General features: G+C 70.6%; 15 protein-coding genes and 1 rRNA gene. 1 reads left to right on the forward strand and 15 read right to left on the reverse strand.

Annotation, left to right across the window (positions count from 1 at the left end):
- Positions 1-57 precede the first annotated feature (57 nt).
- The 12 genes from K311_RS0109220 to K311_RS0109275 all read right to left on the reverse strand — a co-directional run bounded on the left by K311_RS0109220 (position 58) and on the right by K311_RS0109275 (position 13460).
- On the reverse strand, positions 58-2244 hold the full coding sequence (locus tag K311_RS0109220) for a carboxy terminal-processing peptidase (protein WP_425476580.1): 2187 nt from the start codon (positions 2242-2244) through the stop codon (positions 58-60).
- 98 nt (positions 2245-2342) lie between these two features.
- On the reverse strand, positions 2343-3347 hold the full coding sequence (gene lipA, locus K311_RS0109225) for a lipoyl synthase (protein ID WP_026817066.1): 1005 nt from the start codon (positions 3345-3347) through the stop codon (positions 2343-2345).
- A gap of 24 nt (positions 3348-3371) precedes the next feature.
- Positions 3372-4115: a lipoyl(octanoyl) transferase LipB gene (gene lipB / locus K311_RS16275; RefSeq protein ID WP_081683375.1), complete on the reverse strand. Its 744-nt coding sequence runs from the start codon at positions 4113-4115 to the stop codon at positions 3372-3374.
- Positions 4103-4381, reverse strand: coding sequence for a DUF493 family protein (locus K311_RS0109235; RefSeq protein ID WP_026817067.1), 279 nt, complete (start codon positions 4379-4381; stop codon positions 4103-4105). The genes lipB and K311_RS0109235 overlap by 13 nt, the downstream gene beginning before the upstream one ends.
- 31 nt (positions 4382-4412) lie before the next feature.
- Entirely contained in the window at positions 4413-5648 is a 1236-nt protein-coding gene (locus tag K311_RS18630) for a D-alanyl-D-alanine carboxypeptidase family protein (RefSeq protein ID WP_026817068.1), read from the reverse strand.
- A 65-nt stretch (positions 5649-5713) separates the two neighbouring features.
- Positions 5714-6736 carry a septal ring lytic transglycosylase RlpA family protein gene (locus K311_RS18635; protein ID WP_026817069.1) on the reverse strand — a complete coding sequence of 341 codons (1023 nt, stop codon included), beginning with the start codon at positions 6734-6736 and terminating at the stop codon, positions 5714-5716.
- Positions 6733-7917 (reverse strand): lytic murein transglycosylase B, encoded by a 1185-nt coding sequence (gene mltB, locus K311_RS0109250; RefSeq protein ID WP_026817070.1) that lies wholly within the window; start codon positions 7915-7917, stop codon positions 6733-6735. The genes K311_RS18635 and mltB overlap by 4 nt, the downstream gene beginning before the upstream one ends.
- Positions 7918-7991: 74 nt before the next feature.
- Positions 7992-9098: a rod shape-determining protein RodA gene (rodA, locus tag K311_RS0109255; protein WP_026817071.1), complete on the reverse strand. Its 1107-nt coding sequence runs from the start codon at positions 9096-9098 to the stop codon at positions 7992-7994.
- A complete protein-coding gene (gene mrdA, locus K311_RS16280) occupies positions 9095-10963 on the reverse strand; it encodes a penicillin-binding protein 2 (RefSeq protein ID WP_051239831.1) in 1869 nt (622 codons plus the stop codon). The genes rodA and mrdA overlap by 4 nt, the downstream gene beginning before the upstream one ends.
- 1 nt (position 10964) lies before the next feature.
- Positions 10965-11459 (reverse strand): rod shape-determining protein MreD, encoded by a 495-nt coding sequence (gene mreD / locus K311_RS0109265; protein WP_026817072.1) that lies wholly within the window; start codon positions 11457-11459, stop codon positions 10965-10967.
- Entirely contained in the window at positions 11456-12409 is a 954-nt protein-coding gene (gene mreC / locus K311_RS16285) for a rod shape-determining protein MreC (protein ID WP_051239833.1), read from the reverse strand. The genes mreD and mreC overlap by 4 nt, the downstream gene beginning before the upstream one ends.
- 13 nt (positions 12410-12422) lie before the next feature.
- Positions 12423-13460, reverse strand: coding sequence for a rod shape-determining protein (locus K311_RS0109275; RefSeq protein WP_026817073.1), 1038 nt, complete (start codon positions 13458-13460; stop codon positions 12423-12425).
- Positions 13461-13632: 172 nt separating this feature from the next.
- Between K311_RS0109275 and K311_RS0109280 the strand changes: the two genes are divergently transcribed.
- Entirely contained in the window at positions 13633-14571 is a 939-nt protein-coding gene (locus K311_RS0109280) for a carbohydrate kinase family protein (RefSeq protein ID WP_043797488.1), read from the forward strand.
- 69 nt (positions 14572-14640) lie between these two features.
- Here K311_RS0109280 and K311_RS0109285 read toward each other — a convergent pair whose 3' ends face one another.
- The 3 genes from K311_RS0109285 to rrf form a co-directional block, all read right to left on the reverse strand.
- Positions 14641-17007: a TonB-dependent receptor gene (locus K311_RS0109285; protein ID WP_051239835.1), complete on the reverse strand. Its 2367-nt coding sequence runs from the start codon at positions 17005-17007 to the stop codon at positions 14641-14643.
- A 26-nt stretch (positions 17008-17033) separates the two neighbouring features.
- Positions 17034-19067 carry a tetratricopeptide repeat-containing sulfotransferase family protein gene (locus tag K311_RS16290; RefSeq protein ID WP_043797489.1) on the reverse strand — a complete coding sequence of 678 codons (2034 nt, stop codon included), beginning with the start codon at positions 19065-19067 and terminating at the stop codon, positions 17034-17036.
- Positions 19068-19253: 186 nt separating this feature from the next.
- A 5S ribosomal RNA gene (gene rrf / locus K311_RS0109295) occupies positions 19254-19368 on the reverse strand.
- Between the last annotated feature and the right edge of the window lie 198 nt (positions 19369-19566).

Genomic DNA, 19566 nt, shown 5'->3' on the forward strand with positions numbered 1-19566 from the left:
TTCCTGCGGGAATCACCGTCCCGCACGGCGAGCGCAGCGCGGGAACCGGGACCTCGATCATTCCGCCCAGACGGTCGGCTGCCGGGTCAGCGGCAGCACCTGCGCGGTCAGCTGCTGGTCGCCGGTGAGCAGGTCGAGGGCATCGGCGAGGATCGCCGCCGATTCGCGCAGCAGCGGGTCCGGGCGCTTCTTCGCCGCCTCTTCCTCGGCCGCCTGCTGGGCGACGCTGCGCTCGCTGGCGTTGAGGCCGTCGTCGCTGCGGCGCAGGTCGCTCGGCACCGGGATGCCGAGGGCGCGGCGCTGATCGTCCCGCGCCCGGCGCTCGGCCTCGAGGCGGTCGCGTTCGGCCCGGCGCACGGCCTCGTTCAGCGACACGGTCTTGCGCGCGCGGTCGGCGCGGAAGGTGGCGATGTCCGACGCCCACCACTGGAACTCCTGGTCGTCGACGACGCGTTCCTCGTGCCGGCTCAGCAGCTGCGGGCGCAGCGCCGCCAGGTTGCCGAGGTTGGCATGCGGCGCCGGGCGGATGCGGGTCGCCGGCAGCGCGTTGTCGTAGGTGCTCTCGCCGAACTCGCTGGCGTCGAGCGTGACCGGGAAGGCCAGGTCGGGCACGACGCCGGCGTGCTGGGTGGTGCCGCCGTCGACGCGGAAGAACTGCGCGACGGTGAGCTTGAGCTTGCCCATCTTCGCGTCGCCCTTGCTCGGGAACCGGTCGAGGTCGATCAGGTTCTGCACGGTGCCCTTGCCGAAGGTCGGCTCGCCGATGATCAGGCCGCGGCCGTAGTCCTGGATCGCCGCGGCGAAGATCTCCGAGGCCGAGGCCGAGCTGCGGTTGACCAGCACCGCCAGCGGGCCGTCCCAGGCGACGCCGGCGACCTCGTCGCGGCTGACGGTGGTGCGGCCGCCGGTCTCGACGACCTGCACGACCGGGCCGGTATCGATGAACAGGCCGGTGAGTTCGATCGCCTCGAGCAGCGAACCGCCGCCGTTGTCGCGCAGGTCGATCACGACGCCGTCGACGTTCTCCTCGCGCAGCTCACGCAGCAGCCTGGCGACGTCGGCGGTGGCCGAACGGGCGTCGCGGTCGCCGCGGCGGCGGGCCTCGAAATCGAGATAGAAGGTCGGCAGCTCGATCACGCCGATGCGGCGGTCGCCGACGTCGATGACCTGCTTCTGCGCGGCCTGCTGTTCGAGCTTCACCTTGTCGCGGACGATCGTGACGCGGGTCGGCGAGGCGTCGACGCCGGCTTCGGCCGGCAGCACGTCCAGGCGGACCGTGGAGCCCTTGCGGCCGCGGATCAGCGCGACGACGTCGTCGATGCGCCAGCCGACCACGTCGGTCATCGCGCCGCTGTCGCCCTGCCCGACCGCGACGACGCGGTCGCCGACGGCGAGCTTGCCGCCGAGCTGGGCCGGACCGCCGGGCACGATCGTGCGGATCACGACGAACTCGTCCTGGCGCTGCAGGATCGCGCCGATGCCCTCGAGCGAGAGGCGCATCTGCATGTCGAAGTCCTCGGCGCTGCGCGGCGCGAGGTAGCTGGTGTGCGGGTCGATCGAGGTCGCGTACGCGTTCATGAACATCTCGAACACGTCCTCGGCACGCAGCTCGTGCGCGCGCTCCTGCATGCCGGCGTAGCGCTTGTCGAGGGTGCGGCGGATGTCGTCGGCGGCGCGCCCGGCCAGGTGCAGGCGCAGCGCGTCGTTCTTCACGTACTTGCGCCACTGCTCGTCGAGTTCGCCGGCGTTGCTGGCCCAGGGCGCTTCCTCGCGGTCGTACCGCCATTCCTCGTCGACGGTGAAGTCGAACGGCTGCGCGACGAGCCGGCGCGCGTGCGCGACGCGCTCGTCGAGCCGCTCCAGGTAGGTGCGGTAGATCTCGAAGGCGGGATCGAAGCTCTGCTGGCGGATCGCGTCGTCGTGGCTCAGGCGCCACGCGTCGAAACGGGCGATGTCGGTGGCCGTGAAGAAGAGCTTCTGCGGGTCGAGCGCTTCCAGGTAGCGGCGGTGGATCTCGGCCGACATCGCATCGTCCAGCGGCTTGGCCCGGTAGACGTAGCGGCTGTCGGACAGCACGCCGTAGACCAGGGCGGCGGCGGCCGCATGTTCGGGGCCGGCGCGCAACGCCTCCACCGGAGTCGGGCCGCCGGCGGCAGGCGACGGCGCCGGGCTGGCGCCGACCGCGAGCACGAGCGGCAGGGCGGCGGTGAAGGCGAGGAGCTTTTGCTTGAACATGGCAACCATCCGGGAATCAGGGGTCCAGCTTGCGCCGCGATGCAGTTTGCGGCCTGTGCCGGTAGTGCTGGCGCGAACGTCCGGGCCAGCCTACACCGGGCCGGGGTTCAGGCGGTTTCGGCGACGAAGCCGGCTTCGGCCGCCATCCGGTCGGCGTGGTAGGAGGAGCGCACCATCGGCCCGGAAGCGACGTGGGTGAAGCCCATCGCCAGGCCTTCGACCTCGAACTCCCGGAATTGTTCCGGGGACCAGTAGGCGATCACCGGATGGTGGTGCGGGGTCGGCTGCAGGTACTGGCCGATCGTGATCATGTCGACGTCGTGGTCGCGCAGGTCGCGCATCGCCCCGAGCACCTGTTCACGGGTCTCGCCGAGGCCGAGCATGATGCCGGACTTGGTCGCGACCTCCGGGTGCTGCGCCTTGAAGCGCTTGAGCAGCTGCAGCGACCAGTCGTAGTCGGCGCCCGGGCGCACGTTCGGGTAGAGCTCGCGCACGGTCTCGAGGTTGTGGTTGAACACGTCCGGCGGCGCGGTGGCGAGGATCTCCAGCGCCCGGTCCATGCGGCCCTTGCCGCGGAAGTCCGGGGTCAGGATCTCGATCTTCAGCGCGGGCGACAGCGCGCGCGCCTCGCGGATGCAGTCGACGAAGTGCCGGGCGCCGCCGTCGCGCAGGTCGTCACGGTCCACGGAAGTGATGACCACATAGCGCAGGCCCATGTCGGCGATGGTGCGCGCGAGGTTCGCCGGCTCGGCCGGATCCGGCGGCTTCGGGCGGCCGTGGGCGACGTCGCAGAAGCTGCAGCGGCGGGTGCAGACCTCGCCGAGGATCATGAACGTGGCGGTGCCGTGGCCGAAGCATTCGTGGATGTTCGGGCAGCTGGCCTCCTCGCAGACGGTGACCAGGCGGTTCTCGCGCAGCTTCGCCTTCAGTTTCGCCACGGCGTTGCCGGACGGGATGCGCACGCGGATCCACGAGGGCTTGCGCAGCACCGGCGCCGATTCGTCGAACTTGACCGGACTGCGGGCGATCTTGTCGTTGCCGAGCTGCTTCTCGCCTTCGACCAGCGGCGAGCCCAGCACCTGCAGCGGAATGGTCTTGGCGGCTTCGGTCATCGACGCACTTCCGTAGGAGCGCCTTCAGGCGCGATGGTCGGCTTCGGCAGGAGCGCCTTCAGGCGCGATGTCGGCTTCGGTAGGAGCGCCTTCAGGCGCGGTCCGCGCGTTCAGCCCGAGCTGCCGCGACAGCGCCGCGACCAGCGCCGGCTTGAGTTCCGCAGGGTTCGCGGGACCGCCGCATTCTAGCACCGAGGTCACTTCCAAGCCCCGGAATCCACAGGGGTTGATGCGCGCGAACGGCTCCAGGTCCATCGCCACGTTGAAGGCCAGGCCGTGGAAGCTGCAGCCGCGGCGCACGCGCAGGCCGAGGGCCATGATCTTGCGGCCGCGCACGTAGATGCCCGGGGCGCCGTCGCGGCGTTCGCCGGGGATGCCGTAGGCGGCCAGTACGTCGATCACCGCCTGCTCGATGCGGCAGACCAGCTGCTTGACGCCGATGCCGAGCCGGCGCAGGTCGACCAGCGGGTACGCGACGATCTGGCCGGGGCCGTGGTAGGTCACCTGGCCGCCGCGGTCGACCTGCACGACCGGGATGTCGCCCGGGGCCAGCACGTGCTCGGGCTTGCCCGCCTGGCCCTGGGTGAAGACCGGATCGTGCTCGACCAGCCAGAGCTGGTCTGGGCTGTCGCCGTCGCGGCGGTCGGTGTAGTCCTGCATCGCCCGCCACACCGGTTCATAGGCCTGGCGGCCGAGGTCGTGCACGAACCAGTCGCGCTGCGCCGTGGCCGGCGGCCGCGCGCAGTCCGGCGTGCTCACAGCGTCCATTTCACCGCCGGGTGCTGGCGCAGGGCGCCGTGCGCGGCATCGTAGTCGTCGCGGGAATGGGCTTCGAACACGACCCGCACCGACACGTAGTTGCCCTTGGTCGAGGGTCGCAGCGTGGTGCGGTCGTGGTAGACGGTCAGGCCGAGGGCCTCGAGGACCATCGGCACGATCGCCTGCAGTTCGGCGTCCGCGGCGCCCATCGCGCTCAGCTCGAAAACGCCGGGGAACTGGAAGCCATGCTCGGGATTGTCGGACTTGATGCTCATGCCCCGATTATGGGGGCGCACCGGGCCGGTTTCACTCGCTCTCCCACCACAGCCAGAAGTCGTCGCTCATGCGCTTGAAGAAGCCGCCTTCCGGCACCGCTTCCAGCGCGACCAGCGGGCGCTCGGCGACCACTTCGCCATCGAGGCTGAAACGCAGGGTGCCGATCTGCTGGCCCTTCTCGATCGGGGCGATCAGCTGCTTCGGCACGTCCATCGTCGGCTGCAGTTCGTCGTAGCGGTCGCGCGGCAGCGTCACCAGCAGCGGCTCGGCCAGGCCGAGGGCGACGCTGTCGGCTTCGCCGCGCCAGACCTGCTGGTCCGCGACCTTGGCGCCGGCGGCGTAGACGCTGTGCGTCTCGAAGAAGCGGAAGCCCCAGTTCAGCAGCGCCAGGTTGCCCTGCTCGCGCAGGCGGAAGCCGTCGCTGCGGCTGGTGCTGTCGATGCCGAGCACGACCGAGATCAGGCGCTGGTCACCGCGCTTCGCGGAGGCGGCCAGGCAGTAACCGGCGGCGGAGGTGTGGCCGGTCTTGATGCCGTCGACCGAATCGTCCTTCCACAGCAGGTTGTTGCGGTTCCACTGCTGGATGCCGTTGTAGGTGAATTCCTTGATGCTGTAGAGCGCGTAGTGCTCGGGGAAGTCGTGGATCAGCGCCCGCGACAGGATCGCGATGTCGCGCGCGGTCATCACATGGCCCGGGGCCGACAGCCCGTGCGCGTTCTCGAAGTGGCTGCCGTTCATGCCGAGGCGACGAGCATGGCTGTTCATCAGGTCGACGAAGGCGGCCTCGCTGCCGGCGACGTGTTCGGCCAGCGCGATCGCGGCATCGTTGCCGGACTGGATCACCAGGCCGTGCAGCACATCGTCGAGCTTCACTTCCGAATTCACCTCCAGCGCGCTGTAGCTGCCGTCGGTGCCGGCGCCGCCGTTGCGCCAGGCGTTCTCGCTGATGCGCACGCGGTCCTCGAGGCCGACCTTGCCGGCGGCGATCTCGGCGGCGACGACATAGGAGGTCATCACCTTGGTGATGCTGGCCGGCTCGAGGGCCTGGTCGATGTTCTCGCCGGCGAGTACCTGGCCGCTGACGGCATCCATCAGGATCCAGGCCTTGGCACCGGTCGGCACCGGCGCCGGCGGGGTCGGCGCCGGCGCGGCGGCGGGGCTCGCCGGGCGCGGGGCCGGGGTGGGCGTCGGGGTCGGGGTCTGCGCGAGCGCGGCGCCGGCGAGCACGACGGCGAACGCGGCGGTGAGGAAGCGGCTGGGGGACATCCGGTGCAACTCCAGGAAACGTGACCGGCGCGGCGCCGGCCGTGAGGGTGGGGCCACGATAGCGGCTACTGACTGAATACTCGCGGCGTCGGCAGGCCGAGCGCGCGGATGCGGGCGAGCGCGGCACTCACCGCGTCCCCTTCGAGCGGGCCGATGCGCACGCGCCACAGGCGCCCGGCGTCGGTGCGCACGGCGTCGATGTCGACGCCGCGCTGGCCGGCGTCCTCGAGCTGGCGGGCGACGCGGCGGGCGTTGTCCTTCTCGCGGTAGGCACCGACCTGGATCAGCTGCGGGCCGTTGGCGACGGCGGGTGCCGCGGCCGCAACGGGCGCGCTCGCAGGCGCCGGCGTGGCGGTGGCGCGCACCGGTCCGGCGGCGGCGTCGCCCGGACGGAACGGCACCCCGCCGGCGACCTGGGCGCCACCCGGCAGCGCCACGACCTCCACCGGCGCGGTACCGCTGCGGTCGAGGCCGAGGCGGACCGCCGCCGCGTAGCTCAGGTCGATGATGCGGCCCTCGTGGAAGGGCCCGCGGTCGTTCACGCGGACGACGACGCTGGCACCGGTGTCGAGGCGGGTGACGCGCACATAGCTCGGCAGCGGCAGCGTCTTGTGCGCGGCGGTGAAGCTGCACATGTCGTAGATCTCGCGGCTCGAGGTCTGGCGGCCGTGGAATTTCTGGCCGTACCACGAGGCGGTGCCGCGCTCGACATAGCCTTCCGGGCTCGCGAGCACGCGGTAGACGCGGCCGAGCACGGTATAGGGCGTGCGGTTGCCGTAGGCGGCCGGCGGCTCCGGGCGCGGCACCGGTTCGAGGATGCCGCTGAGGTCCAGCGCCGCGGTCGGGGCGCTGTCGCGCACGCCGGGCGCGTACAGGCCGCCGGGGGTGTAGTCCTCGTCGCGGTGCTCGCGCACCTGCCGGCAGGCTTCCTGGATGCGTTCCGAGGCCGCGGCGGCTTCGGCGGCGGCGGCCGTCGCTGGCGTGCCCGGGCCGACCGGAGTGCCGGCGCCGGCGGTCGGGCGCACCGGCTTGTCGGCGCAGCCGGTCACCGCGGCCGCGGCCAGCAGCAGCCCCAGCGCGCGCCTCATGGCGCCGACGCCACCGGGGTCCCGGCGATCTCCTGGGCCAGCTGCCAGACGGCCATCGCATACATCGGCGAGCGGTTGTAGCGGGTGATCACGTAGAAGTTGCGGAAGCCGAACCAGTGCTCGGTGCCGGCGGCGCCCTCGAAGGTGACCAGGGTGGCGCCGAGGTCCGCCGGCGCGGCATCGGCGCGGTAGCCCTTCGCGGCCAGTTCGGCGGCGCTGAACGCCGGCTCCAGGGTGTCGGGCGTGAACGGGGCGGCGCCGGCATCGGCGACCGCGCGCGCGACCACCGGCTGTCCGCGCTGCCAGCCGTGGGCGACGAAATAGTTCGCGACCGAGGCGAAGACGTCGGGCAGCGAGGTGAACAGGTCGCGGCGGCCGTCGCCGTCGCCGTCGCGGGCATAGGCGCGGTAGCTCGACGGCATGAACTGGCCCATGCCCATCGCGCCGGCGTAGCTGCCCTTCATCGTCGCGAGGTCCAGGCGCTCTTCCTTCGCGAGCAGGATCGCCTGTGCCAGCTCGTCGCGGAAGAACGCGCCGCGCTGCAGTTCGCGCGGGCGCTTGCCGGCGTCGCCGCTGGACGGGTAGAAGAAGCCGAGCGTGTACAGCGCATCGAGCACGCGGTAGCTGCCGGTGTTGCCGCCGTAGCTGGTCTCGACGCCGATGATCGCGACGATCGCCTCGGCCGGCACGCCGGTGTCGGCGGCGACCTTCGCCAGGGCCTCGCGGTTCTGTTGCAGGAAGCGGCGGCCGCCGGCGATACGCGCGTCGGAAATGAAGATCGGGCGGTAGGTGGCCCAGGTGCGGACGGCTTCCGCCGGCCGCGACATCGCATCGACGATGCTCTGCCGGTACTGCGCCTGCGCCAGCCAGGCCTCGACCTCGGCGCGGGTGAGGTCGTACTTGCCGGTCGCGTAGTCGACGAAGGCGGCGCGACGGGTGGCGAGGTCGGCGTCGGCCGGCCAGTCCGCCGGCGGTGGCGCGTCGACGACCGAAGGCGGAGTCGCGGCGGCGGGCGTCGGCATCGGGGCGGCGGCGGGCGGCTTCGCGTCGGCGGCCGGCGCCGCCGCGTCTGCGACCGCGACGGGCGCGGGCGCCGCATCGGCGCTGCGGGTCGCGGTGGGGGTCTGCGCGCAGGCGGAGACGCCGGCCAGCAGCAGCGTGGAGAAGGAAGAACGCAGGATCGGTCGCATGATCTGTCGCGTGGCGAACTGCCGGCAATCTAGCACGCAGCGCAATGTACTCCGACCCCGGTTTTTCAGACGTGGGTTTTGCGGTGCGCCTGCGCCGCCATCACGATGCCGAAGCCGGCGAGCAGCGACACCGCCGAGGTGCCGCCGTAGCTCAGCAGCGGCATCGGCACGCCGACCACTGGCAGCAGGCCGGCGACCATGCCGCCGTTCACGAGCACGTAGACGGAGAACGTCATCGCCAGCGCGCCGGCGAGCAGGCGGGCATAGCCGTCGCGCGCCTGCGCGGCGATCCACAGGCAGCGGCCGACGATGAACAGGTACAGCGCCAGCACCGTCACCACGCCGAGCCAGCCCCACTCCTCGCTGAGCACCGAGAACACGAAGTCGGTGGTGTGCTCGGGCAGGAAGTCCAGGTGCGACTGGCTGCCCTGCCCCCAGCCCTTGCCGCTGAAGCCGCCGGAGCCGATCGCGATCTTCGACTGGATGATGTTCCAGCCGGCGCCCAGCGGATCCGTCTCCGGGTCCATGAAGGTCAGGATGCGGTCGCGCTGGTAGGGCATCAGGTACATCCAGCCGATCGGCAGCGCCGAGATGCCCAGCGCCGCGAACAGGCCGATCCGCCACCAGGCGATGCCGGCCAGGAAGACCGCGAACACGCCGGAGGCCATCACCAGCATGCCGGTGCCCAGGTCCGGCTGCAGGATCACCATCGCCACCGGCAGGCCGATGATCGCCGCGCACACCGCCAGCGTGCCCCAGCGCGGCGGCAGCACCGCGCCGTGCAGGTACCAGGCCAGCATCATCGGCACCGACAGCTTCAGCAGCTCGCCGGGCTGCAGGTAGAACACCCCGAGGTTCAGCCACAGGTTGGCGCTGCGCCCGGAGCCGAACACGAACACCAGCGCCAGCAGGATCAGGCTGGCGAGGTAGGCATGCGGCGTCCACAGCCGCAGCCGCGCCGGCGGCAGCCGCGACAGCAATACCAGCGCGCCCAGGCCGATGCCGAAGCGTGCGCCCTGCGAGATCACCAGCCGGCTGTTGCCGTTCGAGGCGCTCGACAGCACGACCAGGCTCACGACCATCAGCCCGAGCAGCGCCAGCAGCAGCGGCAGGTCGATCTTGTCGACCAGCCGCCGCAGCATCGCCGCGATCCAGCGCAGGAAGGCGATCACGGTGGCGCCTCCACCGGTGGCAGCAGCCAGGCGTCGAGGATCCGCCGCGCCACCGGCGCCGCCGCCCCCGAACCCGAGCCGCCATGCTCGACCAGCACCGCGACCGCGATCTGCGGGTCATCGGCCGGTGCGTAGGCCATCATCCAGGCCTGGTGGCGCAGGTGATAAGGCAGGCTGTTCGGGCTGATCGCCTCGCTGCCGCGGCGGCTGACGCGCTGGGCGGTGCCGGTCTTGCCGGCGATCAGGTACGGCGAGCCGGCCGCCGCCGCACGCGCGGTGCCGGTCGGCCCGTGCAGCACCGCGACCAGGCCGTCGCGGACCGCGGCGAGGTGATCCGGCGCATCGACCACGCGCACGCCCGGCGGCATCGGCTCCGGCACCTTCGGTGCATTGAAGCCCGACTGCGTCGCCTGCAGCAGGTGCAGGCGATGGCGGACGCCGCCGTTGGCGAGCATCGCCGTGGCCTGGGCCAGCTGCAGCGGCGTCGTCACCCAGTAACCCTGGCCGATCGCCGCGTTCACGGTGTCGCCCGGATACCAGTCCTGGTTGTACTGGCGCCGCTTCCACGCCCGCGACGGGCGCACGCCGGAGACCTCGCCGGCGAGGTCGATGCCGGTGGGGTGGCCGAAGCCGAGGCGGTCGAAGAACGCATCCATGCGGTCGACGCCCATCTCGTAACCGAGCTGGTAGTAGTAGGAGTTCACCGACTGCGCGAGCGACTCGCGCAGGTTCACGTAGCCGTGGCCGCCACGCCGCCAGTCGCCGTAGCCGCGCGACTGCCCGGGCAGGTGGAACATGCCGGTGGACAGCGTCTGCTGTTCCGGCGTGCGCAGGCCGTATTCGAGTCCGGCCAGGGCCATGAACGGCTTGATCGTCGAGCCCGGCGGCGCGCCGCCGAGCACGTTGCGGTTGAACAGCGGCCGCGACGGCGCCTGCAGCGCCGCCCAGTCGCGCCGGCTGATGCCGTTGACGAACAGGTTCGGGTCGTAGGACGGCAGGCTGACCATGCCGAGGATCTCGCCGGTGCGCGGATCCACCGCCACCGCGGCGCCGTGCGAGCCCTGGAAGGCGTCGACCATCGCCTGCTGCAGGCGGGCATCGACGCTCAGCCACAGGTCGGCGCCGGGGCGGGCGTCGTGCCGGCGCAGCACGCCGAGCGGGCGACCCTCGACATTGGTTTCGACTTCCTCGTAGCCGATCCGGCCGCGCAGGCGCTCCTCGTAGAAGCGTTCGATGCCGGTCTTGCCGATGTGGGTCAGCGCCGCATCGCGGCTGTCTCCCATCGCCGCGAGGTCGTCGGCATCGATGCGGCCGACATAGCCGACGATGTGCGCGAACAGCTCGCCATAGGGATAGCGCCTGGTCAGATAGGGCACCACCTCGACGCCGGGGAAGCGGTGCCGGTTCACCGCCAGCCGCGCCAGTTCGCCCTCGTCCAGGCGCAGCTTCAGCGGCACCGGCCGGAAGCCGCGGGTGACCCGGCGCTGCTCGCGGAAACGGGCGATGTCCTCGGGATCGAGCGCGACCAGTTCGCCCAGGCCGGCGAGCGTCGCCTCCAGATCCTCGACCTGCTCGGCGACGATCTCGAGCCGGTAGGCCGGCACGTTGTCGGCGAGCAGGCGGCCGTTGCGGTCGTAGATCAGCCCGCGCGCCGGCACGATCGGCCGCGGCTTGATGCGGTTGGCGTCCGAGCGGGTCTCGAATTCCTCGTGCTGCAGCACCTGCAGGCGGAAATAGCCCGCCGCCAGCCCGACCATCGCCAGCGCGATGCCGAGAAAACCCAGCATCGCCCGGCGCCGGAACTGTTCCGCCTCGGCATTGAGGTTCTTCAGCCGCTGCCGGCGCGGGCCGCGAGGCTTGACCATCTCAGGCCCCGCGCTCGCGTTCGCGCAGGCGCAGGCGCAGGCCGTCGAGCAGCAGGAACTGCCACGGCCACAGCGCGAAACCGACGAGCGGCGACAGCCACGTGGCCGGCGGCGGCAGGCCGTCACCGGCGATCAGGTGGATCGCGACCGCGATCAGGCGGTCGTTGAGCAGCAGCGCGAACACCGCCGCCGCCTGCTGCCACAGCGGGAAGAAGCGCAGGCGGGCGCGGAAGCGCTGCACCAGGAAGGCCATCACCACCAGGCGCAGGGCCTGTTCGCCGAGCAGGGTGCCGGAGACGAAGTCGGCGGCCAGGCCGCAGGCGAAGGCCAGGCCGAGGCCGGCATGGTCCGGCGCTTCCAGCAGCCAGTAACAGAGCAGCATCGCCAGCAGGTAGGGGCGCATCAGCGACGCCGCCTCGGGCAGCGGCACGATCAGCACGACCAGGGCGAAGAACAGGCTGCCGTAGCGCAGCCAGGCGGGCGGGACGCGGGTCATTCGCGGCCCTCCGTCGGAGCGGAGGCGTCGGCGGCGGCGGCGCCCGACGCCGGATCCGGCGTGGCCTCGGCCTCCGGCGGCGGCGGCAGCGGCGGGCCGATGTCGACGGCATCGCGCACGTTGCTGACCAGCAGCACCTCCTGGCCGCGGTCCATGCGCGCCGCCGGGCGCGCCTGCGCGACCACGAACAGGCGGGTGTCGTCGGGCTGCAGCTCGGTGACGGTGCCGACCGGGAAGCCGGCCGGGAAGCGGCCACCCATGCCGGAGGTGACCAGCAGGTCGCCGACCCGGATGTCGCCGCTCTGCGGGATGTTGCGCAGTTCCAGCCGGTCGATTTCGCCGGTGCCGTAGGCGATCGAGCGCATGCCCGAGCGCACCACCTGCACCGGGATCGCGTGCGAGGAGTCGGTGAGCAGCAGCGCGGTGGCGCGGTGCGGGCCGGTTTCGATCACCTGCCCGAGCACGCCGCCGGCGTCGATCATCGCCTGGCCGACGGTGACGCCCTCCTCGCTACCGGCTTCGAGGATCAGCCGCTGCCGGGTCGGGTCGAGGTCGACGTCGAGGATGCCGACCAGCTTCGCCGACAGGGTGAAACCGCGGGTGCCGCCGAGCAGTTCGCGCAGGCGGTCGTTCTCCTCGGCGACGGCGGCGAGGCGGTGCAGGCGACTGCTGCTGACCTGCAGCTCGCGGCGCAGGCGGTCGTTCTCCTCCTGCAGCTCGCTGCGGCTGGCCAGCTGCTCGCCGAGCCAGCCGCCGACCCGCTGCGGCAGTGCCGCCAGCCACCAGACCGGCTCGACCGCGACCGCCGCGTAGCCGCGGGCGCGCTGGCCGAAATCACCACGCTGGTCGGCGACCATCAGCATCACCGCGAGCGCCATCCAGGCCAGCAGCGGCAGCGTGCCGCCGGCGCTGTCGCCCAGACGGGGAGCAGGGGCGCCGGGGTAGACCACGGGCGGGGTTTCCCTATTCGGCCGAGAAGAACTCGTTGCCGTGCATGTCGATCAGCTCCAGCGCCCGGCCGCCACCGCGGGCGACGCAGGTCAGCGGGTCGTCGGCCACATGCACGTGCAGGCCGGTTTCCTCGGAAATCAGCTTGTCGAGGTCGCGCAGCAGGGCGCCGCCGCCGGACAGCACGATGCCGCGCTCGGCGACGTCGGCGCACAGCTCCGGCGGGGTCTGCTCGAGGGCCTGCTTGACCGCGCTGACGATGCCGCTGAGCGGCTCGTGCAGGGCCTCGAGGACCTCGTTGGAATTGATGACGATGTTGCGCGGCACGCCTTCGGCCAGATTGCGGCCGGAGACCTCGAATTCCTTGACCTGCTGCTGCGGGAAGGCGCAGCCGATCTCGAGCTTGATGCGCTCGGCGGTGGTCTCGCCGATCAGGGTGCCGTGGTTGCGGCGGACGTAATTGATGATCGCCTCGTCGAAGCGGTCGCCGCCGATGCGCACCGACTGCGAGTAGACGATGCCGTTCAGCGAGATCACCGCCACTTCCGAGGTGCCGCCGCCGATGTCGATGACCATCGAGCCGCGGGCCTCGTCGACCGGGATGCCGGCGCCGATCGCGGCGGCCATCGGTTCCTCGATCAGGTAGACCTCGCGGGCACCGGCCTCCTCGGCCGATTCCTTGATCGCGCGGCGCTCGACCTGGGTCGAGCCGCAGGGCACGCAGATCAGCACCCGCGGGCTCGGCCGCAGGAAGCGCGACTTGTGCACCTTGCGGATGAACTGCTTGAGCATTTCCTCGGTGTGGGTGAAGTCGGCGATGACGCCGTCCTTCATCGGCCGGTGCGTGGTGATGTTGCCCGGGGTGCGGCCCAGCATCCGCTTGGCCTCGGCGCCGACCGCGGCGACTTCCCGGCCGCCGTGGCCATGGCGCACGGCGACGACCGACGGCTCGTTCAGGACGATGCCCTGGCCGCGGACGAAAATGAGGGTGTTGGCGGTGCCGAGGTCGATCGAGAGATCGTTCGAGAACAGCCCGCGGAGCTTCTTGAACATCAGCTGGAAGCCTTGCCGGGAGGGGTTGCGAGGGGTTGGCTAGGGTAACTGCGCCGGTGACCGCCGGCAAGGTAAAAACCCGTTATTTCCGTGCCTTTAGCCGCCGGTTTGACTACCATGTGCGCCTTTGCGGGCGGCCGGCCGGGCCGCCCCGCCTGCGGGAATCCGAGACATGCCTGTTGCCCTCATCTGCGGTTCGCTGGCCTACGACACGATCATGGTGTTCCAGGACCAGTTCAAGAACCACATCCTCCCGGACAAGGTCCACATCCTCAACGTGTCCTTCCTGGTGCCGCGGATGCGCCGGGAATTCGGCGGCTGCGCCGGCAACATCGCCTACAACCTGAAGCTGCTCGGCGGCGACCCGGTGCCGATGGCGACCGTCGGCCAGGACTTCGGCCCGTACCGGGAGCATTTCGAGGGCTGCGGGATCCGGCTGGACCACGTCAAGGAACTGTCGGACCTCTATACCGCCCAGGCCTTCATCACGACGGACCTGGACGACAACCAGATCACCGCCTTCCACCCGGGCGCGATGATGCGCTCGTACGAGAACCACGTGCGCGACGTCGCCGACGTCGGCTTCGGCATCGTCGGCCCGGACGGCTACGAGGCGATGCTGCAGAACTCGCGCGAGTTCGCCGAGCTGGGCGTGCCCTTCATCTTCGACCCGGGCCAGGCGATGCCGCTGTTCAACGGCCGCGAGCTGACGACGATGATCGAGCAGGCGACCTACGTCACCGTCAACGACTACGAGTCGAGCCTGCTGCAGGAGAAGACCGGCCTGTCGGAGAAGGACATCGCCGGCCGCGTGCAGGGCTACATCATCACCCGCGGTCCGAAGGGCTCCGAGGTGCACACGAAGGACGGCACGATGCACATCCCGTCGGCGAACGCGATCCGCGTCGTCGACCCGACCGGCTGCGGCGACGCCTACCGCGCCGGCCTGATCTACGGCCTGATGAACGGCATGGACATGGCCACCACCGGCCGCATCGCCTCGCTGATGGGCGCACTGAAGATCGAGCACCTGGGGCCGCAGAACCAGCGCTTCGACTTCGACGAATTCTCCGAACAGTTCCGCCAGCAGTTCGGTTACGCGCTGCGCTGAGGCGGCGCCGGTTTCCGGTCATGCGAAGCCCCGCCGGTGGCGAGCCGGCGGGGCTTCTTCGTTGCAGCCTCAGAACTTCTGCGAGAAGCGCAGCCCCCAGGTCCGCGGCTGCGCGACGACCGTGTACGGCTGCTCGCCGCAGGTGGTCTCGGCGCACTGGGTGAAGCGCGACAACTCGGCGCGTTCGTCGAGGATGTTCTTGACGAAGAAGTCGAGGTTCCAGTTGCCGCGGCCGATGCCGGCGGAGAAGTCGAACAGGGTGTAGGCGTCCAGCTCGCCGAGGATGTCGTTCACCGCCACGCGCAGGTCGGTGTTGCGGTCGCCCTCGTGCACCGCGTGCAGCTGCCAGTAGGCGTCGAAGCCGCCCGCCTCGAACTCGTAGCGTGCGGTCAGCGTGCCCTTGAACGGCGCGGTGATCGGCAGCTGCGTGCCCGAGGGGGCTTCCGGTGCGGCGCAGTTGGTTTCCGGATTGCCCTGGGCGTCGGTGAAGCCGCAGTAGTTCTCGGTCAGTTCGGCGTCGTAGAAGGCGGCACCGCCGGTGATCGTCAGGTTGTAGGTCGCGGCCCAGCTGAGGTCGAGTTCGAGGCCGCGGATGCGGGCGTTGTTGGCGTTCTTGATCTCGGTGAGGCCGTTCTGGCCGAGGATCGCGAACTGGAAGTCCTCCCAGTCCTGGCTGAAGGCGGCGCCGTTGAACACCAGCCGGCCGTCGGCGAAGCGTCCCTTCCAGCCGACTTCCCAGTTCGTCAGGTAGTCCGACAGGTAGGGCGGCAGCGTGCCGCGGCGGTTGATGCCGCCGGGACGGTAACCCTCGGACCAGGTGCCGTAGACCATCACGTCGTCGCTGAGGTCGTAGCTGAGGTTGATGCGGCCGATGTGGCCGTCCTCCTTCACCCGCTTGCTGAAGACCTCGCAGGGCGCGTTCGGATACGCCGGCAGCGACGGGTCGGCGTTGCAGGCGGCCTCGCCGTAATCGGCACCGGGGAAGAAGCCTTCCGAGAAGCCGAAGTAGCCGCGCAGGGTGTTGTCGACCTCGAAGAAGCGGATGCCGCCGGTGGCGGTGAAGCGATCGGTGATGTCCCACGACACTTCGCCGAACAGGGCCTTGTCGCGGTCGACGCGCATCTGCCGGGTCAGCCAGATCGTGTCCTCCCAGCCCGGCACCGACAGCATGCCGGCGAGGCCGTCGATCAGGTAGCGCTCCTGGATGTCGTTGGTCTGCTTCTGCTCGAAGTAACCGACGACGAAGCGCACCGGGTTGTCGGCCGGTGACGACAGCCGGATCTCGTGGCTGGTCTTGCCGTAGCCGTTCTTCGCCTGGATGTACTGGGTCGGATCGACGAGGTCGCCGTTGTCGTCGTAGAAGTACGCGCCGTAGCCGGCCAGGGTGTCGTACCAGAACGCGTAGTCGGTGTAGTCCGACTCGGTGTCGAGGTCGCGGTCGAGGTGGGCGAAGGCGTAGGTGAGTTCGAAGTTGCCGATGCGCCCCTGCACCGTCAGCGCCGACTGCACCCAGCGGTCGTCGGCGGTCTGCGGCCGGAACGCCTCCGTGTCGAGGTCACCGACGCGGCGGTCGACGCCGAAGCTGCCGTTGATGAACGAATCCTGGGCGATCACCGACGGCGTGATCGTCCAGTCGTCGCCGAGGTTCAGGCCGAGCGCCAGGCGGGCGCCGTGGGCATCGCCGTAGTTGAAGTCGTCGCGGGCGAAGCCGGCGTTGTCGACGGTGATGCCCGAGGTCGGGAAGGTGCGCGTGCCGAGGCGATTGTCGATATAGCCGGCCTCCTCCTTCGACCAGCCGACCAGGCGGATCGCCGCGGCGTCGCCGAGCGGCGCATTGACGAAGCCTTCGAGGATGTGCCCGGTGCCGCCGTGGTCGATGCTGTTCACCTCGATGCCGTAGCCGGCCGCGAAACCGCCCGGATCGGGCTTGTTGGTGATGATGCGCAGCGTGCCCGCCTGCGAGCTGGCGCCGTACAGCGTGCCCTGCGGACCGGCGAGGGCTTCGACGCGGGCGATGTCGTAGGGATGCACCTCGACGGCGCCGCGGATCGTCGTGATCGGCTGTTCGTCGAGATAGACGCCGACGCTCGGCAGCGGACCGGAGTGGTTGCCGTCGCCGCCGCTGGCGACGCCGCGCATGTAGACCTGGAAGTTCGAGGGCACCTCGCCAAGGCGCTGGAACGACACACTGGGGAACAGCGTCGTGATGTCGTCGAAGTCGGACACGTTGAGCTGGTCGAGTTGCTGCGCGCCGAGCACCTGGATGCTGATCGGCACCTCCTGCAGGTTTTCGGTGCGCTTCTGCGCGGTCACCTCGATCTCGTCGAGCGTCGGCGCCGCGTCCTGCGCCCAGGCGGGCGCCGCGAGCGCGAGACAGATCGCGGTCGCCAGGCGCGCATGGCGGCCCGGCGGTTTTCGGCTCGTTCCTCGTGTCATGTCGATCTCCCCATCGTCGGTTGGTGTTACCGGTACCCCGCCGCGATCCCCTTCGGCACGTCCGGATAGTGGTCGAGCACGTCGCCCAGCGCCGCCTTCAGCGGCCCGAGCCACGGTTCGAAATGTCGCCAGTGGTCGACGCCGTCGCGGTAGATCGGCTGACGGACCTGTTCGGAGCTGGCCGTGCGCACCGGCCGGTCGTTCTCGAAGAAGCGCAGGCAGGCCGGGTCGAACGACAGGCCGCAGTGCGCGAGCAGGCGCCGCACCTCGGCTTCGGTGTCGGCGACGAGTTCCTCGTAGATCACGCGGTGCACGCGCCCCGGCAGCACGTCGTCGACGTGCGCCATCAGCGCGACGTAGTCGCGGTAGTAGGTGCCCAGGTCCGCCAGCCCGTAGCTGAAGGCCTGGCCGCGGGCGAAATACTGCTTGAAGCCGGAGAAGCAGCAGGCCAGCGGATGCCGGCGGACGTCGACGATCCGCGCGTTCGGCAGGATCAGGTGGATCAGGCCGACGTGCAGGAAGTTGTTCGGCATCTTGTCGATGAAGAACGGCCGGCCGAGCTTGCGATGCACGCGGGTGCGGTCCAGGTAGGTCTGGCCGAGGTCGCGCAGTTCCCCCGGCGTCAGCGTCGCGAGGAGTTCGTGGTAACCGCCGCCGTCGCCGGCCTCCCGGCGCAGGCGGTTCGAGAGTCCGATGATCTCCGGCAGCTCCATCGTGCCCTCGACCTGTGGATGGCTCGACAGGATCTGTTCGACGAGCGTGGAGCCGGCGCGCGGCAAGCCGATCACGAAGATCGGATCGGGCGCGGGGTGGCCGGCCCCGGCGCGCTCGCGCAGGAAGCCCGGCTGCAGCAGGCGCACCGCGCGACGCACCCGGGCCGTGGCGTCGGCCGGGCGATAGGGAAGGCTGCGGCGGCGCAGGGCGTTTCCGCTTTCGTAGTGCGCGAAGGAGGCCGCGTGATCGCCGCAGTCCTCGAGCGCCTTGGCGAGTGCGAACTCGAACTGCGCCCGCTGGTCGTTCTCGATGTCGCCGCGCTGCAGCTGGGTGCGCATCGCGGCGATGTCGTCCGCTGCGAAGCGGAAGGTCTTCAGGTTCGCGAGGCTCCACCACGCCTCGCCGAAGCCGGGTTCGAGGGCGATGCTGCGCCGGTAGGCGGCGATCGCGCGTTCGCGTTCGCCTTCGGTCTTCAGCGCGTGGCCGAGGCTGAGCCAGATGCGGCCGTGTTCGGGGTATTCGCGCAGGAGCTGTTCGTAAATTTCGATCGCCGGCGCGCAGTCGCCGATGCGCGAGAGCACGACGGCCTTCAGGTTGCGCCCGCCCGGGTGCCGCGAATCGGCGGCGAGCAGAACGTCGAGTTCGGCCAGTGCCTCTTCCGGTCGGTTGAGGCGGTGCAGCAGCGTCGCCAGGTTCAGCCGCGCCGCGAGGAAACGCGGTGCGAGGGCGATCGCGCGACGCAGCAGGCGTTCGGCATCCTCGTGGCGGCCGATCCGGGCAGCGAGTTCCGCCATCATGCGGATCGCGGCGACGTCGGTCGGGGCGGCGTGCAGGTGCCGGCGCAGCAGACGCTCCGCTTCCGGCAGCTGGCCGTCGGCGAGCGCCGCGGCGGCGGTCATCAGCCGTGGGTCGGTGGTCGCGTGGCGGACGTGTTCGGCATAGGCCTGCTGCGCGCCGGCCTCGTCGCCGGTCGCCGCGAGATGGTCGCCGAGCGCCAGCCAGGCCTGCGGCAGCCCGGGTGTCCTGGCGACGGCGGTGCGCAGCGACGCGATCGCGCCGGTGCCGTCACCCTGGCGCGCCTGGATCCTGCCGAGTTCGAGCAGCGGAGCGCCCCAGTCCACGTGGGCCGCGGCGAGCCTTCGCAACCGGAGGACCGCAGACGCCTCGTCGCCGGATGCGGCCTCGGCCTGGGCGAGCAGCAGTTCACTCGGCGGATGCGTGCACACCGCACGCAGGATTTCCCGCGCCTGCGCCGCGGCGAGATCCGCGCGGCCGTTCTCGAGCAGGCGCACGGCATGCGCATAGACATCGGAAAGCGGCGCGCTTGCTTCGGCGACATTCTTCACTGCGTTCGCTGCCCCGTCCTCTCCGCCGACAGCCGCCCCTGCGCAGTCACGCCTCCCCGGCCGACATCGCGTGTCGGCGGCGCGCCTGCGCTCGATGGCGGATGGTTGCACGGGGCCCGGCGGCTGTCATCACCTCCGGCGCAAAGAAAAACCCCCGCCGATAGGCGGGGGTTTTAGGGGTAGAGCCCCTGGCGATGACCTACTCTTGCATGGCTTAGGCCACACTACCATTGGCGCAGCTGCGTTTCACTTCCGAGTTCGGGATGGGATCGGGTGGTTCCACAGCGCTATGGTCGCCAGGGAGAGGGTGGAGGGTCGCGGTGTTCCTGCCGGTGTTCAGGCGGGAGTGCGCGCACACGCTCTCATGGGGTGGGAAGTAGCGAGGTTCGTGGCGACGGTCCGTCGACGTGCGTCGAGGCCGAAGCGGATTGAGGTTATATGATCAAGCCGCACGGATCATTAGTACTGGTCAGCTCAACAGGTTGCCCTGCTTACACAC

Source organism: Arenimonas composti TR7-09 = DSM 18010, from assembly GCF_000426365.1.
In the GTDB taxonomy this organism is placed as follows: domain Bacteria; phylum Pseudomonadota; class Gammaproteobacteria; order Xanthomonadales; family Xanthomonadaceae; genus Arenimonas; species Arenimonas composti.

Excerpts from the sequence above, each read along its gene's own strand:
- K311_RS0109220 (WP_425476580.1), bottom strand. The coding sequence starts at position 2,244 with ATGGTTGCCATGTTCAAGCAAAAGCTCCTCGCCTTCACCGCCGCCCTG.
- lipA (WP_026817066.1), bottom strand. The coding sequence starts at position 3,347 with ATGACCGAAGCCGCCAAGACCATTCCGCTGCAGGTGCTGGGCTCGCCG.
- lipB (WP_081683375.1), bottom strand. The coding sequence starts at position 4,115 with ATGGACGCTGTGAGCACGCCGGACTGCGCGCGGCCGCCGGCCACGGCG.
- K311_RS0109235 (WP_026817067.1), bottom strand. The coding sequence starts at position 4,381 with ATGAGCATCAAGTCCGACAATCCCGAGCATGGCTTCCAGTTCCCCGGC.
- K311_RS18630 (WP_026817068.1), bottom strand. The coding sequence starts at position 5,648 with ATGTCCCCCAGCCGCTTCCTCACCGCCGCGTTCGCCGTCGTGCTCGCC.
- K311_RS18635 (WP_026817069.1), bottom strand. The coding sequence starts at position 6,736 with ATGAGGCGCGCGCTGGGGCTGCTGCTGGCCGCGGCCGCGGTGACCGGC.
- mrdA (WP_051239831.1), bottom strand. The coding sequence starts at position 10,963 with ATGGTCAAGCCTCGCGGCCCGCGCCGGCAGCGGCTGAAGAACCTCAAT.
- mreD (WP_026817072.1), bottom strand. The coding sequence starts at position 11,459 with ATGACCCGCGTCCCGCCCGCCTGGCTGCGCTACGGCAGCCTGTTCTTC.
- K311_RS0109275 (WP_026817073.1), bottom strand. The coding sequence starts at position 13,460 with ATGTTCAAGAAGCTCCGCGGGCTGTTCTCGAACGATCTCTCGATCGAC.
- K311_RS0109280 (WP_043797488.1), top strand. The coding sequence starts at position 13,633 with ATGCCTGTTGCCCTCATCTGCGGTTCGCTGGCCTACGACACGATCATG.
- K311_RS0109285 (WP_051239835.1), bottom strand. The coding sequence starts at position 17,007 with ATGACACGAGGAACGAGCCGAAAACCGCCGGGCCGCCATGCGCGCCTG.